General features: G+C 70.2%; 7 protein-coding genes. All 7 read left to right on the top strand.

Features of this window, described 5'->3' with window-relative positions; translation table 11 throughout:
* The first annotated feature begins 120 nt into the window (after positions 1–120).
* The 7 genes from ACYVLQ_RS03745 to ACYVLQ_RS03775 all read left to right on the top strand — a co-directional run bounded on the left by ACYVLQ_RS03745 (position 121) and on the right by ACYVLQ_RS03775 (position 16,304).
* Positions 121–420, top strand: coding sequence for a hypothetical protein (locus ACYVLQ_RS03745; RefSeq protein ID WP_460695943.1), 300 nt, complete (start codon positions 121–123; stop codon positions 418–420).
* Positions 421–432: 12 nt separating this feature from the next.
* Entirely contained in the window at positions 433–936 is a 504-nt protein-coding gene (locus ACYVLQ_RS03750) for a YbaB/EbfC family nucleoid-associated protein (RefSeq protein WP_460695944.1), read from the top strand.
* A gap of 17 nt (positions 937–953) precedes the next feature.
* A complete protein-coding gene (locus ACYVLQ_RS03755) occupies positions 954–14,336 on the top strand; it encodes a WXG100-like domain-containing protein (protein ID WP_460695945.1) in 13,383 nt (4,460 codons plus the stop codon).
* Between the two features lie 37 nt (positions 14,337–14,373).
* Positions 14,374–14,649 (top strand): hypothetical protein, encoded by a 276-nt coding sequence (locus tag ACYVLQ_RS03760; protein ID WP_460695946.1) that lies wholly within the window; start codon positions 14,374–14,376, stop codon positions 14,647–14,649.
* Between the two features lie 128 nt (positions 14,650–14,777).
* Positions 14,778–15,071, top strand: coding sequence for a hypothetical protein (locus ACYVLQ_RS03765; protein WP_460695947.1), 294 nt, complete (start codon positions 14,778–14,780; stop codon positions 15,069–15,071).
* Between the two features lie 363 nt (positions 15,072–15,434).
* Complete coding sequence (locus ACYVLQ_RS03770; protein WP_460695948.1) at positions 15,435–15,779, top strand: hypothetical protein; 345 nt, start codon at positions 15,435–15,437, stop codon at positions 15,777–15,779.
* A 6-nt stretch (positions 15,780–15,785) separates the two neighbouring features.
* Positions 15,786–16,304 carry a YbaB/EbfC family nucleoid-associated protein gene (locus tag ACYVLQ_RS03775; protein WP_460695949.1) on the top strand — a complete coding sequence of 173 codons (519 nt, stop codon included), beginning with the start codon at positions 15,786–15,788 and terminating at the stop codon, positions 16,302–16,304.
* The last annotated feature ends 16 nt before the right edge of the window (positions 16,305–16,320 follow it).

Genomic DNA, 16,320 nt, shown 5'->3' on the forward strand with positions numbered 1-16,320 from the left:
CCCACCGGGGTATCTGCCGTTCACGTTCAGGCAAGAAGCGATTTCCTCCCGGCTGTCATCGTGCAGTGATGTACACCGGCGTCGGGCGGGCGCGGGCGGCAGAACGTGGAGGGAATGACGATGACCGTTGAGCTCGATCCGGAACGGTTCCGCAAGGCGTCCACCAAGACGGGGGATCTCCGGGACAAGATCCAGGATGTCATCAACACGCTGCAGGGGTCGCTGGATTCCGGCTCGCCCTGGGGTAACGACAAGATCGGCTCGCAGTTCTACGACGGCCCGAACGGCTACGGCGTCACCCGAAAGAACCTGTACGACAACGCCGGTAACTTCCAGACCACCTTCGGTGACTTCTCCCGGGGGCAGCAGGACGCCGCCACGAAGCTGGAGGGCCAGGACCGCGCCAACTTCCGGCGCTGATCGGGGGCCGGGGTGACAAACGAACACGCGAAGGCGGAGATGGCCGCGGTCCTGGACGGCGTCCGGGACCAGTTGCGGACGATCTCGCGCATTCAGCAGGAACGTACGCGGCTGACGGGCACCGCGACCGTCCGCAAGCGGGTGACGGTGACGGTGAACGCCGACGGCGTTGTCATCGAGACGAAGCTGGCCGCGGGGGCCGAGGACCTGACCTGTCCGGAGCTGGCCAAGGCCTTCACCGAGGCCGCGCAGCAGGCCGCCGCCGAGGCCGCCCGCAAGGGGCAGGAACTGATGATGCCGCTGCACGATCAGCGCGCTCGGCTGCCCAAGCTGACGGACCTGATCGAGGACATGCCCGACCTCAGCGCCGAAACACCCTCTCCGCCACCGGTTTCCACCGCACCTCCGGGCGCGCCGGAGCGGCTCGCGGAGTCCGCGGAGACCATGCGGTTCACCGACGTCGAAGCCGTTTCGGACGGTGAACGCGGTCGCGGCGTCACCGACTCCGGCTGGTAATCGCGAAGTAGGCGGGGATGGCTGAGCTGCCCGGCTGGCTGACCTGGCTGGAATGGGTGGCCGGTTCCGAATGGCCCGACGGCGACCCGGATCGGATGTGGGACGGCGTCGGCAAGCCGTGGCGCACCGCGGCAGGTGACCTGCGCGACCTCCTGGACGACATCCGGGACGCCAAGGCGGCCTCGCTGGCGGCCTATCCGCAGGGCGACGGCACCGAGAAGATCACCAAGGCCTTCGATCAGCTGCTGCACGGCGAGGCGTCGCTGGAGCAGCTGGCCAAGCACTTCGACGCGATGGCCGAGACGGCCGACGGCGTCGGCACCGAAATCGAATACACCCAGCTGATGTTCATCACGTCGCTGGGGCTGCTGGCCGCGGAGATCGCGGCGGCGTGGATCTTCCCGCCGACGGCGCCGGCGGTGGAGGCGGCGGCCATCGCGGGTACTCGGGTCGGCCTGCGCCTGCTCAGCGCGGGGGCCAGAAGGGCCGTGCAGCAGATCGTTCGGCGGCTGGTCTCGTCGTCGACGCTGAAGTTCGTGGCCAGGCACGTGGCCATCGATACCGCGCTGGGCACCTTGCAAGAGGTCGGGATCCAGGCGTATCAGGTCAACGCCGGCCATCGGAAGAACATCAATCTGGAGCAGGTGGCGGTCACCGCGATCAGTTCGGCGGCCGGTGGCGCCGCCGCCGGACCGCTCGGCGACAAGATCGGTAAGTCGCTGGGGAACAAGCTCGGTGACTCGCTGGGCAGTAAGCTCCTGAACGGCGCGATCACCGGGACCACCGCCGGTCTGGCCGGGGCGGGGGCGGGGTATCTGGCGGCGACCGGCACTCAAATGGCCATCGACACTTATAAATACGGTTTCGACAAGGCCTGGGCGAATGCGAAAGCCGCGGGCATCGATCCGCTCATGTTCACCGCGGGAGCCTCCAACGGCGCGCTCAGCGGCGCGAACAAGGCTGGGGCGAACCACTTTTGGAACAGCCACAACCCGGATCTGGCCAATCGTCCCAGCTTCGGGTCGCGGATGGACGATGTGTTCAACCAGATGAACCAGCCGGGCGGGGACCCGGGGGGCGACGGCAGTGCGCCTCGCGATCCGGCGCGTGCCGGTGCGGCGCCAGGTGGTCAGAACGGTAGCGATCCGTCGAATGTGCAGGGTGCGCCGGAGGGTGGTCAGAACGGTAGCGACCCTTCGAACGTGCAGGGCGCGCCCCAGGGAAGCGGTTCGAATCCGGACGAAGGCGTGCCCGAGGGCGGCGGTCCCGAGGGCGCGGGAATGCCGGACGGCGCATCGGAACCCGAGGGCCGCGCCTCGACACCCGAGGAGACGCCGGAACCCGCAGTCGCTCCGGAACCAGTGGCTGCCCCGCCGACCGAGGGATCGGACGACGGCCAAGTACAGCCCGCGGCGGCCACAGGCGAGCCGCCCGGGGACGGCGCACAGCGCGGCGAGGATCCCGCTGCTGAATCCGAACCTGTTGCGGAGCAACAAAATTCGGGAGACAACCAGACGACCGGCACCGCCCCCGGCGCGGGACGTGCCGAGCAGGGAGGCGCGCCCCAGCAGGCGGGCGACGACGGTCAGGCCGGTGGCGCGCCACCACAGACCGGTTCGAGCCCGCTGGCCGCGCCGGTTGCAGGCGACCGAGGCCCGGCGAACGCCGACAACACTGCCGGACAAGGTGATTCCGGCCAGCCCGGCGGGCAGGACGCGCGAGCCGGTGTGCCACAGCCGGACGGTAAGACCGCCGACGAGCCCGGGGCAGGCCCGGCCGCCGAGGGCTCCACGCCGAAGGGAGATACCGAAGCCGGTGATAGCGGGCAGGCTTCCGAGCCGGGTGTTGAGGGTGTGTTGCCGAAGGGCGGTGCTGAGGTAGGTGGGGTTAGGCAGGGTGCCGAGCCGGGTGTTGAGGGTGTGTTGCCGAAGGGTGATGCTGAGGAAGGCGGGGTCGGGCAGGGCGCCAATGGTGCGCCGAGGGGGGATGCCGAGGCAGGTGGGGTTCGGCAGGCTTCCGATCCGGTCGGGAACGGTGCTGTTCCGATTGTGGGTGGCCCGGTGGTGGGTGGTTCGAACTCGGGTGGTCCAGCGGCGGGTACGGCCGGAACCGGTGCGTCCCCGGTCGTGAGTGGCGGCGAAAACCCCAGTGGCGGTTCGTCTCTCGCTACCCCGGAGGGCAGCCGGGTGGGTGAGGCGCGTGGTGTCGGGGACGGTGGGGACCAACCGAAGGGTTCGTCGCCCGTCCAGCCGCGCACGGGAGCACCGGAGAGCCGCGGCGGTGAGGCACGGTCCGGCGCGGAGCAGCTGCGCGCGGGCGACGGAAACGGCTCCGGCGCACCGAAGAGCCGCGCGGACGCGACGAGTTCGCCACCGCAGGACAGTAATTCGGGCGTACAGGCGGCATCGAGCGGGAAGGAGGCGCCTCGCACGCCGCGCGGCCAGGACGGATCGGCCGAAAAGCTCGGGGAATCCGACGGTTCCGCGCCTTTCGTCGTGCCGGTGGCAGTCGGCGCCGAACCGGCTCCCGCACCGCGTCCGGCCCTCGCCGCCGGAGGTGGGGGCAAGGAACCGCCGCCCGGCCGGCCCAAGAAGCCCGCTGGATCGCCGGATGATCCGGGCGACGGTTCGAGCCCGCAGCGGCCGGAGTCCGGGGACGGTTCCGGTCCCGATAAATCGGCGAATTCGGAGGATCCGGCGGCCGCGGAAGATCCTGGCAAGCAGCAGGATTCCGAAGCGATCGAGCCGACCTCGATCGAAACCCCGGAGCGCTCGCGCGACATCGTCGTGGAGATCGACGGCGAGCAGGTGACCGTGCGCTGCGTTCCCGACGGCCGAGGCGGCTGGAGACCGGCGCGTGACGGCGAGACCGGCACCGGGCACCGTGACTCCGATGCCCCGGCCCGCCCCGAGGGCTCCCAGCCGCCACGCAAGAAGTCGGCGCTGCGGCGCGCGCTGGACCGGCTGCGGAAGAGGTTCAACGAGCACGGCCACAACCCGATCGCCAAGCACCCCTCCGGATCTCGGCTCGATTCGCGCGGACAGTCGGCGGCCATCGACGGCGCCACGCGCATTCCCGATCTGGCCGACCCGCCGCCCGCGCCGCCGGCGCAGCCCCCGCCGTCGGACCTGCCGCAGTTCAAGGCCCCGCCGGATTCGGGTGGGACGCCGGAGGATCCGCTGGCCCGGATCGGCCAGATCATCCAGCTGATGATCGCGAACCTCGAGCATGTTCCGCTGTTGCGGCGGTTGACATCCAAGATCGTCCTGCAGGTCGGCGAGCACGTGCCGCTGCGCGCCGCCGACGGCCGCGAATACAAGCCCTGGATCACCGACGTCGAGCCGGAAACGGCCCGCACCGGTGTCGTGAGAAGCCTGGAGCAGGGCCTGATTTCGCCGCGCGACGGCTTCGAGGACCTGCTTGATCTGCTGAAGGCGACGCGGGATCCGGAGACGGGCCTGCCGACGGATTCGGACCTGCACCGCCGGACCATCGGGGACCTGGCGCACTTCGACCTGGTCTCGCCGCGGCAGGCCCGGGTGGCGCTGCGGGAGCTGTACGGGTCGGTCGCCGATACCGAGCTGCGCGAGCGGATCGTCAACGACTTGGCCGACAACGGCCTGGCGCACAACGACATCGCCATGGCGTTGGAGTTCGGAGACCTCGCCGATACCCACGCCGATCTCGTCGCGAGACTCGAGGACGGAACCCTGGCCCCGGAGGATGGCAGGCAGCGCCTGCTGGAATTACGGGACCTGGCGTCCGATCCGGATCTGCGGCAGCAGATTCTCGACGACCTCACGAACCGGAATCTGATCACCGACGAACAGGCGCGTGCGCTCGAGCACGAACCGGTACTCGACCCGGCCGACGCGATTCCGAAACAACCGCCGCCCGAGGCCCCGCCGCCCGAGGACGAGACGCTGTCGGAAATGGCCGCCCGGCTCGGTTTCCCACTGCCGGACGAGCATCCGGCCACCATCCGGCAGATGCTGGACGAACAGCAGTACCGCTGCCTGCGCACGACCGGCGCGATCGAGGGGCTCGGCGAGGCGGCCCGTCGCTACAACGAGGAGATGGCTCGCCCCTACGGAAACGGCGACGAGTCCGCGCCCGTCCCGCGTGGCGAGCGCGACTTCTACAGCGAGAACCCGATGGGTGACTTCCTCACCGAGGTGATCGGCGCCTTCGGCGGGGATACCGGTCTGCGGACTACGCCGGGCGTCCTCACCGGCGAAGACACGATCAGTGAGTGGCACCACGTCTCGCCCAATCCCGAATCGGATCGCGACGGCGGCCTGCCACCGTACTATTCCAACGCGCTGCGTCGCGATCAGTTGCGGGACGAATTGTCCACGTGGACACAGATGTTCGGGCTCGGATTCGACGAGGTTGATTCGGCGAACCTGGACGCGACGCTGGACCGCCTGCGGGACGAGAACAACGCCCGTATGGCGCGTCTCGCCGAGCTGGCCGCGGTCGCCGAGGCGGATCTGTCGCCCGCTCCGCTCAACGATCAGGCGGTGCGGGTGCCGGTCGACGGCGAGCCGAATCGGCTGGTCATCGTCGACGGCGAGCGCGAGCGCAACGACGTGCTCGCGGATCTGCTTGCCGAAAACCCGGTTCTCGCAAGGCAACTGAATGACGGCGAGGTGATGCTCGACTATCGGCAGACGCGCACCGAGGCCGACGGTGAGATCCGCCTCGATCCGGTCGAGACGCCGGAGGTGTATCACCATCGCGAGACCGTCGACGGCCGGGAGGTGGTCGCGACACTGGTTCGGGATGGCGACGGTGAGTGGCGTGCGGTGCCGCACACCGTCGATCCGGTGTCGATCACCGAACCCACTGATGGCACACCGGATCTCGCGTCGCCGCGGTCGCGGGAGGAACTGCTGCGCGATCTGGTCGATGTGGCGCGGGATCTCGGGTTGGGCCCCGCGGACGTGGTTCGGCTGCTGCAGCCCGGTGGCGAACAGATCATCGCCGATATGAAGCTGGGCAACGCCCTGCGCGCCGGACAGCTCGAGGCGCTGTCCGACTTCGCCAGGACGATGCGCGATATCGGGACCTACTACGGGCTGCAGGACGGCGGCCCCAGGGCCGATGACCCGGCGGGGCGAGCACAACTGGCGCAGACGCTCGGGCTGTCGGAAGCGGCGCTGACCCCGGCGAGCCTGGCGGACCGAATCACCGACCCGGGCAACGGATTTCTCCTGCGCGGGCAGCAGATGCAGGCGCTGTGCGGGTACGCCGCCCGGCTGCGCGCCGTCGATGTCCACGCCTTCACCGCGGCGCGCGCCCGGCTTGCCGAGGACCTCGGAATCCCGGAATCGTCGCTGTACCCGGACGAGTACAGGAACGACCCCGAAACGGGCGCCCGCCGCAAGCACAAAAACTCCGATTCGACGTCGATCGATCCGGCCGAGCTGCGAAAAGCGCTGGCACGGTTGGCGAAACAGGGCAGGCGATCCCAGGCGCGCGACGCGATGGAGGAGTTCGCGCGCGCCCTGATCGAGATCGACCCGTACTCGGAGGTCGCGCGCGGCGACCACGCCGCCGATCCGCGGGTCGCCGATCCCGAGGCGGCGGTGCACGACACCGACGCGCTGCCGGAGTTGCGGGATATCGTCGCCGACGCCTGTGCGACCGGTGAGCCGGCCACCTTCGGCCAGGCCGTCGCGGAGGCGGTCGCGCGCGCGGAGGCGGACGGCGGCATGCTCGACGACCACACGGGCCCGCGTCCCGAGCCGGGCGGTGACTGGTCGCGGGTGGTCGGTGTCGGCGTGCCGCATCCGGACGATCCGAGCTTCCTCGAGGTCTACACGGCCTATCAGGACGGCAATATCGAAAACCACGAGGGGCCACAGGATCTGGGCGCCGAGGTCGGGGATCTGCGCGATGAGGTGCGGCACCGGCAGCAGCAGATCAACACCCTCGCAACCCTGGCCGCCCAACTGCGGGAGGTGCGGGGCCTGGATGCGGCGGACCCGAGCGTCGACCCCGACGAAGGTCCCGCCGCGCCCACCCCGCCGCCCGGCCCCTCGCCACTGGGCGGGGCGAACGCACCGGGCGGACCGCCCCCGGATGGTCCGGCTCAGCCGGGTGGGCCGCCACCGGACGGTGCCGCTTCGCCGAGTGGTGCGGCTTTGCCGAGTGGTGCTGCGTTCGAGTCGAAAGGTGATGAGCCGCAGGGTGAATCGCGCGATCAGGTGTCTCGGCCCGAAGCTGCCGCGCAGCGTGAGCTGGACAAGCTGGACGAGTTGTTCGCACGCAATGCGGAGGAGGCGGAGCGTCAGCATCGGGAATTGATGGAGCGGGTGCAGCAGTTGCGGCAGGAGCTGGCCGGGGAAGGGGGGCCTGCCGCCGATGCGGGCCGCGCCGCTGACGAATCCGCGATGCCACAGCGAGAGCCGGACGCCGAGCCCTCGCGACCAGAGACGGCGGCGCAGCGTGAGCTGGACAAGCTGGACGAGGTGATGCGGCGCAATGCGGAGGAGGAGCAGCGCCAGCATCGGAATCTGATGGATCGCATCGAGCAGTTGCGGATGGAACTCCGCGACGGCACCGCGCCGGAGCCCGATGCGGCGCAACCATCGTCGCACGTGGAGGGCGCGCTGCAGCGGGAGCTGGCCGAGCTGAACCAGGCCTACCTGCGCAACGCCGGTGTGGCAGCGGACGAGTTCCAGCGCCTGATGGCCGACCTCGACGAATTCCGCCGAAATCTGTTCGGGGACAATGCATCCGCCGAATCGCCCAAGGGGCGTCAGCCTGCGGGCGATCCGGCCGACCCGCCGCCCCGGCAGCGACAGACAGACGCCGAGGCCGAATCCCGACGCCAACAGGACGGAGCCGACCAGGAGTCGCGTCGTCGGCAGGAAGATACCGCTGAGGAGTCGCGTCGTCGGCAAGACGATACCGAATCCGAGGCCCGTCGTCGGAGGGATGAGGTCGAATCCGAGTCGCGTCGTCGGCGGGATGATGTCGGGTCCGAGTCGCGTCGTCGGCGGGATGATGTCGGGTCCGAGTCGCGTCGTCGGCTGGATCATGTCGAGTCCGAGTCGCGTCGTCGGCGGGATGATGCCGAATCGGAGGCGCGTCGTCGGCGGGACGAGGCGGATTCGGAGTTTCGGCGGCGGCGAGCGGAGATCGAGGCGGAGTTCCGGCGGCAGCAGGAGGAGATCGACGCCGAATTCCGGCGCGTGCAAGAACATCTGGCGCTAGTGCGGCGCGAGCTGTCCGGCGAATCCGACGGGCCGGAGGGTCGTGATCGCGGCGACGAGCCGCCCGATCCGGCACCGATGGGAGCGGCGCCACCTCCGGACATGCCTGGCGGCGGCGGTGCGGCGCAACGGCTTCCGGAGGTATCCGACACGGATGCGGCGCAAGGTGAACTGGGGCCCGGTGACTCCGCCGACCCCCGGCGTCCGGACCTCCAAGACAGCTGGACACCGCTGGACCCCGATCAGGTGGCCGATCGGCTCCGCGACGAATTCGGCATCCAGGATATCGATCTCGCCGATGCCGACCCGGACGTGGTGCGCGAGATCGCCAGGGCGGTCGAGGAAGTACTCACCAAGTACCCCAGATCCGAGTACCCGCAAATAGATCTGCGGGCAGTTCGGGTGGAAACGCTCGCGGACGGAAGGTTCGCCAAGACGGTGGCGCATCCGCGGCCGGGCGACCGCAACGGGCAGTACTCCGAACTCGTCGTCAACCGCACCGTGGCCACGAATCTGGCCTACTTCAACAGCTCGGTCGACCTCAATATCGGCGACGGCCGCTTCCATCAGAGCTTCCACGACCGCCCGGTGCGGGGCATCGTCCTGCACGAAATGGGCCACGTTCTCGACAATGCCGGTTCCCCGCTCACCCGGATGCGCCTGGACGGGGGCACGCCCATCGACATGGTCCGGGCGTACATGCGGGCGCATCCGGACGGGGACATGGCCCAGTTCGAGCGGTGGATGCAGCAGCTCAGCGGCTACAGCTTCCACGATTCGGCCAAGACGAACCTGAATCCGGGCGAGGCGCTGGCGGAGGCCTTCGCCGACGTGATGCTGCGCGGCCGGAACGCGGTGAGCGAACCGACCCGGGCGCTCTACGACATGCTGGAATCCGCCGCCCGGTCGGCGCGGCCGATCGCCCCGGAGGTGGGATCCGGCACGCGCCCCGACGGCCCGGACCGGGCGGACGACGCGCGCGGCCACTTCGACGACGACCAGCCGGACGACGGCGACCCGGCCGCGCAATGGGCGAACAACGAATACGACCGGCTCATGCAGGAGCGCCGAAACCTGGTGCGCGAGTCGGAATTCTGGCGCGTCAAGCTGGAAGACCGGGTCGGTCGGCTGGCGGACTCGCAGCGGATTCTCGACGCGCTCGGTGACCGCGGCCGGTTGGCGCGCGAGGTGCTGCTCCGCTACGGCGACGCCGTCGTCCGCCACGTCGACGTCGACCCGCTGGGCGAGGACGCCGAGGGGCACCTCGATCGCCGGGCCGAGCCGCTGGACGTGGCCTACCGCCGCGAAGCACTCGCCAAGATGGTGGACGCGGCCCAGCACGTCTTCCAGCTCGACGATCAGGTGCGCCACCTCGATCGCCAGATTCAGGAGCTGGAGCGCAGCGGCGCGGTGAACCGGCCGCCGTCGCAGGAAGTGGCGGACCGGCTGGAGCAGCTGGCCCGGGACCGGGCCGAGGAGCTGCTGCGGATCAAACCGCGGCGCGGCATGCGCGACGACTTGGCCGCGCGGCTGGGCCTGGTGGACGAGAACGGGGTGCTCGACGAGCAGGCGCTGACCGCGGGGGAACTCGACGCGACGCTGCGCCGCGTGGCAGCCGAGCAGCCGGAGCGCGCGGCCGAGATCGATGCGCTGCGCGATGCCGCGCGCGACGTGAACGCCGCGCACAACGAGATCGGCCGAATCCAGGACGAGATGGCCCGGACAGCGGGCGTCTGGCGGCGGCTGGTCGAGGATGCGGGCGGGCGCATGATCACCGGCACCGTCGGCCTCGTCGACGGGGAGCGCCCGCGCATCATCGTGCTGGGACCGCGTGCCGCACTGGGGGATTCGCCGCGCGCGCGTTTCGACGCCGAGCTGGCCCGCGCGCTCGACCGCAGCGGTGCGGTGGCGCAGGCGATGGTGCGGCCGGAGACCACCGTGGAGTTCCACCGGGTCACCGTCGACCGCAACGGCAAGCCGACCGTGACCGAGCTGCCGCCGCCGGACGTGCGGCGATTCAGTACCGGTTGGCAGGGCGGCCGCCGGATCGACGTCACCATGTGGCGCGAGGAGGCCGGGCAGTGGCATTCGGTGGATCCGGCCAAGCCGGACCGGGTCATGAGCGGGTCCTCGGCAGCGGTGCCGAAGGCGTTCAAGCCGCGCGACCTGCCGGAAGGAGTCAGCGGCTGGGCGGTCGACCCGACCCAGGCGGCGGTCGAGGGCGCGCTCGTGGATCACCAGCCCGGCGCGATTCCGAAGGATCTGTTTCCGGCGATTCCGGGTGGGGAGCCGATGGTCCCGCCCGGGGTGCAGGCCTACGACGTGCCGTTCGCCGGGGTCGTCTACAACACCATGCGGATCATCCTGGAGACGGCGAAGTTGAGCGGCTTCACCTGGTACAACGACCCGGATCATCCGGGGCGGATCAGACCGGGGTTCAAGGGCCACTACTGGTTCAAGAAGAAGCCCTCCGAGGCGCAGCCCCTGGTGCGCGAGATCGACTGGGGCACACTGGCCGACGATCGCGGCGAGATCGATCCCGGATTCGTGCGCCAGCAGCTCGCGCGCGAGCAGGAGTGGGCGAAGGTGCAGCGGTGGGCGGACGCCGAATACCGCCGGTACCGCGACGATTCGGCCGACACCGACGTGGATCGGATCCTCCGGGAACTGGCGCCGCTACGGCGAGATCAGTGTGCGCGGGCCGCGCGCGACGTCGTCGACGCGGTCCGTCGGCAGCTGGTCGAGGCGGACCGCGGGATCGATCCGCGCGGCGACGTCGACGCGCAGCTGTTGCGTTCGGACGACGAGATCAACCGCGTGGCAGACGAACTCGCGAGCAAGTTCCGGGGCGCCGACGCGGACAGCGTGCGCGACACCATCGACGACATTCGCACGCTGCTGCTCGACGGTGCGGACGCCGACGCCCTGGCCGCGGTGCTCACTCCGCACATGGACGCCGATATTCCGGATCTGACCCGTGAGCAGCTGGTGCAGATCAAGAACCACCTGATGCGCGATCCGCTGCTGGTGCTCGATCCCGATACGCACCTGCTCACCCGCCGCCCGCTCGATTGCGTGGCCGATGTCGCCGAGGCGTGGAACCGGCTGGTGTCCGGTGATCCGCTGGACCAGGACATCCTGCTGCTGCGCGATGCGCTGGCCGAGGCGCGGTTCCTGGCGACGAACGAGGGCGCCACCTGGCACGAGGCGAACGCGTATGTTGCCGCGAAGGAGGGGCTGCACTGGGACGCCAACCGGCCGCCGCTCACCGACTGGCGTGCCGACATTCCTTACGCGCCACCGTCGCAAACCTCTCGAATGGAGAACGGCGGCAACGGTTCCGGTCCCGCCGGGCTCCCCGGCCCCCGCCCGTCCCGGCCCGATGATTCGGGCGCACCGCCGGGCTCGGCCCCGCCGGAACCTTCCGGTGAGCATCAGAAGGCTATGCAGCGCCTGGCCGAGATCCAGGCGGAGTCGCGGGCGGGGCTCGATGTATCGCTGGCCGACGGTGCGGGCGATTCCGGTGGTGCGGCATCGGATTCCGGGCCTTCCGCGGGCGAGCCTGCTGGGGCGCCGGAATCCCATGCGCCGCCGGAGGGAGGCTCGCGTTCCGACCGTGAGCCGGAACCTGCTGCGCGGCAACCGGAGCCGGATCCGTTCCGGGCCGCGGCCGAGCGGGAGCGCCGGCTGCTGGACGAGGCGATGCGGCGCAATGCCGTCGAGGCGGAACGCGAGCATCGGAAGGCGATGCGGCGTCTGGCGGAGGTTCAGGAGGAGTTGGAGGCAGCGTTCGCCGAGCTCGAGGCGGACGATCTCGATCGGGCGGCGCCCGCGGCGGATGCCGAACCGGGTGGCGACTCCCGCCCGCGCTCGCCGGATGGACCGCCCGCGCGGCAGGACGGCGAGCCGGATTCGAAACAGATTGGGCAGCAACCGGAGTCGGAGTCCCCACAGGGCGTCGTAGCGCGCGAACTGGAGGAATTGGATGCCGCGCTGCGGCAGCACGCGGACGAGGTGGAGCGCGAACACCAGCGTTTGATGCGTGAACTGAAAGAAGCACGGGCGCAAATGCGCGCCCGATTCGCCGCACTCGAGCCCGGTGCACCAGACGATTCCGACGCCGCGCTCCCCGAAGCCCCGAACCCGAATTCGCCTGACGAAGTTGGAGAGCCGAAGAAGTCCGCCGAACAAGGTGGTGAGTCGGTGAGGTTTGCCGAACAGGGTGGTGAGTCGGTGAGGTTTGCCGAACAGGGTGGTGAGTCGGGGAGGTTTGCCGAACAGGGTGGTGAGTCGGGGAGGTTTGCCGAACAGGGTGGTGAGTCGGGGAGGTCTGTCGAACAGGGTGGTGAGTCGGGGAGGTCTGTCGAACAAGGTGGTGAGTCGGGGAGGTCTGTCGAACAAGGTGGCGAGTCGGGGAGGTCTGTCGAACAAGGTGGCGAGTCGGGGAGGTCTGCCGAACAAGGTGGCGAGTCGGGGAGGGCTGTTGATGAAGGAGGTGAGTCGGGGAGGGCTGACGGTCGGGGTGGCGATGCGGGTGCCCGTTCGGGTGACGGGGCCGATGGTGGCCCGTCGCGCGGGACTGTGGGTGATGACGCTGGTGCGCGCACTCCCGATGGAGGTGGGGACTCGGGGACGCCCGCGGGCGACGATGGAACCGGTTCCGGCGGACCACCTCCCGGAGACGGCGGCAATGGCCGCGGTGGCGGCGGGCCCGAAGGGCGGGGCCCACGCCGCGGCCCGGTCCTGCGCTCCCACATCCCGCATCCGCCACACGAGCCCGAGTTCGACCTCCCGGACGTAAAGCCGAACAAGCCGATAGACCCGGGCCCCTGGCTCTCGCCCCAACCCCCGGAGCCCCCCGAGCCTTCGCGCCAGCCTGAGCCTCCGCAACCCCCGCGCCCGCCGGAACCGCCGCGTCCGCCACAGCCGCCGCGTCCGCCGGAGCCTCCGCAACCGCCGTACCCGCCGCAGCCTCCGTGTCCGCCGGAGCCTCCGTGTCCGCCGCAGCCGCCGCAGCCGCCGCAGCCGCCGCGTCCGCCGTCGCCTCCGGAGCCATCGTACCCGCCATACCCGCCCGAGCCGCCGCAGCCGCCGCAGCCGCCGCGTCCGCCGGACCCGCCACAGCTGCCGCGTCCTCCGGAACCGCCGCGTCTTCCGGAGCCGCCGCGTCTTCCGGAGCCGCCGCGTCCGCCGTCGCCTCCAGAGCCGCCGTACCCGCCAGAGCCGCCGCGTCCGCCGGAACCCCCGCGTCCGCCGTACCCGCCGTTGCCTCCGCAGCCGCCGTACCCGCCGGAGTCTCCGCGTCCTCCGCGTCCTCCGGAGCCGCCTTACCCGCCGCTAGCTCCTGAGCCGCCGCGTCCGCCTGTGCCGCCGGGTATTCCGGAGCCGCCGTGGGCGCCAGGTACGCCGCCGCCCGGGTATCCGAATCCGCCGGTGCCCCCGGGTGTTCCGCTGCCGCCGGGTACGCCGTGGCCCCCGGGTGTTCCGCTGCCGTCGGAGCCCCCGCTGCCGCTGCCGCAGCCGGGTACACCTTTGCCGCCGCAACCGCCGGATATGCCCGCGCCGCCGGGACCGCCTGGTGTGCTGCCGCCGGGGTATCCGAACCCGCCCGGGCCGCCGGATGTTCCGGTGCCCTCGAATTCGCCGGGTGTTCCGGTGACCCCGCCTGGGCCGCAACAGGATTCGGCCGCGCCGATGATGCCGCCACCGGGCCCGCCCGGGATGCCCGCGCCGCCCGCGGACAACGGCAAGCGCAGGCGGATGTTCACCAGCGCGTCCAAGTCCGCCGGTGCGGACATTCTGGTGCAGGCCTACGGCGGTTTCGGCGAGTTGGCGCAGTTCCACCCCGCTACCGGAGCGCTGCGGCCCGCCGCGCTGGCCATGCAGGCGCCGGGCGGCGTGTACGGCGAACTCGGCGGGGTGTCGGTGGTGTTCTACCGCGGCGCGGGCGGGCTGGCGCTGCGGGTGGGCGACCGGTCCGTCGACCTGGCGTCCGGAATGGTGTCGGTTACCTGGGAACCGTTGGCAGAGAACCGAATCAGGTTCGCGGTCACCGTCGCGGGGACGGTCGAGTGTGAGTTGCGATACCGCGCCTTTTCCGCGGAGCACGACGTGGGACTGCTGATCCGCGACGTCTGCGCGGACCCGGCCCGGCGCGAGCGTATCTTCGCCCGATGAGGCACCGGAAATATCGGAGCGGCGCAGAGGAGGAACAGTGCGCGAGGAACGTCCGTCCGACGACGAACTGCGACGCAACTTCGAACGGGAGCTGGAATCGGTCTCCACGGGCGGCGGCCTGACCTCCGAGACCGGCCTCGACACCGAGACCGAGGAGGCCCTGTGGGCCGTCGCCGACGCCCACCCCAACGTCCCCGACGAGCTGATCCAGGCGGCCCGCCGCACCTTCGCGAGCCAGCTGGACGGCTCGCACGCGGCGGCCCGCCAGGCCGCCCTGGCCCGCAAACTGGAACAGTTCGACCGGCGCGGCTGACCCATAGCAGTGGATGTCACCGACGCGTTCCCGCCCGGTCACCGAGCGTTGGCCTGGCCTGACGAAGCTGGTCCGAAAACCGTTGCATCGGCGACCGGAGGTTCCGCCGGAAACCTCGAGGAGGCATCGTGCGCCTGAATCCCCCCACGCAGGCCGAGCTGCGCCGCAACTTCGAGGAGGAACTCACCTCGGCGTGCGGTGGCGGCGGACTGTCGTCGGACACCGGCCTGGACATGGAGACCGAGGCGGCCCTGTGGGATATCGCGCGGGCCTACCCGGACGTCCCCGATGCGCTCGTGGCCGCCGCCCACCGCGCCTTCGCCGGACAACTGGACGGTTCGAACCACGCCGCCCGCCGCGCCCGGATGGAGGCCATGTTCGACGAACACCGCCGCAAGTCGACAGGCGACGCGGGGAGCTGAGCGCAAGAGACGGCCAGGAACGCGTCGCCCCCTATGCGATCCATCAGCTGCTGCCTGCTGACCGCGTCCCCCGACACCCTCATCGTCTTCGACCACCGCGAGCCTTACGCGCCGATCCTTGCAAACCACAGGGCTCACGAGCTGCTCTTTGCCGCGACGGGGCCGAGCGCCGGATCTTTGACATGCCCTCGAGATTTCGCTGCTCGTAACCGATTTATAAGCCCCCGTTGGGATGTCAGAATCGGTTACAGGGCAGGGGTTTGCCGATTGACACCGAGTGGTCGGTTTGGTTCAGCAATGTTACCGTTATTCGGCCGACTCTCGATAAGGACATGAACGGTGTCCGGACAGAAAGGGTGCGTGATGGGGACCCAGCGTTGGCATTTGGACCCGGAGTCCTTCGGGAAGGCCGCCAGTAAGACGCAGCATGTCGCCGACCGGATCGGCGAGGTCTGGTCGACATTGGAGTCCGGGGCCGACGCCCTCGGCAGCCCGTGGGGTACGTGCCGGACCGGCGAGCAGTTCAGCAAGGGCGAGAACGGCAACGGATATATCAAGACCCAGGAGAACGTGGGAAAGGGTCTCACCGGCGAGAAGGGCATTGTCAAGAACGTCGGGAACCTGGCCGACGGACAGCGCAAGACCGGCGAGAAGGTGCGGCAGGAGCTCGAGGAAGACAACCGCCGCCGTTTCCGGTCGAACGGGTAGCGGGCCATGTCGGGGCGATTCGGCCCGGAGGAATTCCCGGACCTGATGGACGATATCCAGGACACCCTGGAGACCATTGCCCGATTGCAGCGTGAGCGGACGGCGCTGGTGGGTAAGGCGTCGGTGCGGCGCGGCCGGGTCTCCGCCGTGGTGAATGCCGACAGTGTGCTGGTCGATCTGAAATTCGGGCGCGACGTGGAGGATCTCGAGTATCCGGAGCTGGCGCGCGCGGTGATCGAGGCCGTGCAGGAGGCGTCCGCGGACGTCAACCGCAAAGCGCGTGAATTGATGTCGCCGCTGGACGAACAGCGCGCGCGGCTGCCGAAGTTGTCCGATATGGTCCCGGGCATGCCGGACCTGCGCGAACAGGTACCGCCCCCGGAGCGCGCCCCCGTGACCAAACCCGGCGCCCAGGAGATCTTCGGATCCGCCGACGATACCGGGCGCCCGATGACCTTCGACAATGTCGAGGTCGTCGAGAAGCGCGATCCCCGAGAGCCAGGAATCACCGATTCCGGCTGGTGATCGGGGATGACCGCAT

The sequence above is a fragment of the Nocardia thraciensis genome (assembly GCF_054782435.1).

What these genes read in the sequence shown, in the direction of transcription:
- ACYVLQ_RS03745 (WP_460695943.1), top strand. Translation starts at nt 121, where the DNA reads ATGACCGTTGAGCTCGATCCGGAACGGTTCCGCAAGGCGTCCACCAAG.
- ACYVLQ_RS03755 (WP_460695945.1), top strand. Translation starts at nt 954, where the DNA reads ATGGCTGAGCTGCCCGGCTGGCTGACCTGGCTGGAATGGGTGGCCGGT.
- ACYVLQ_RS03770 (WP_460695948.1), top strand. Translation starts at nt 15,435, where the DNA reads ATGGGGACCCAGCGTTGGCATTTGGACCCGGAGTCCTTCGGGAAGGCC.
- ACYVLQ_RS03775 (WP_460695949.1), top strand. Translation starts at nt 15,786, where the DNA reads ATGTCGGGGCGATTCGGCCCGGAGGAATTCCCGGACCTGATGGACGAT.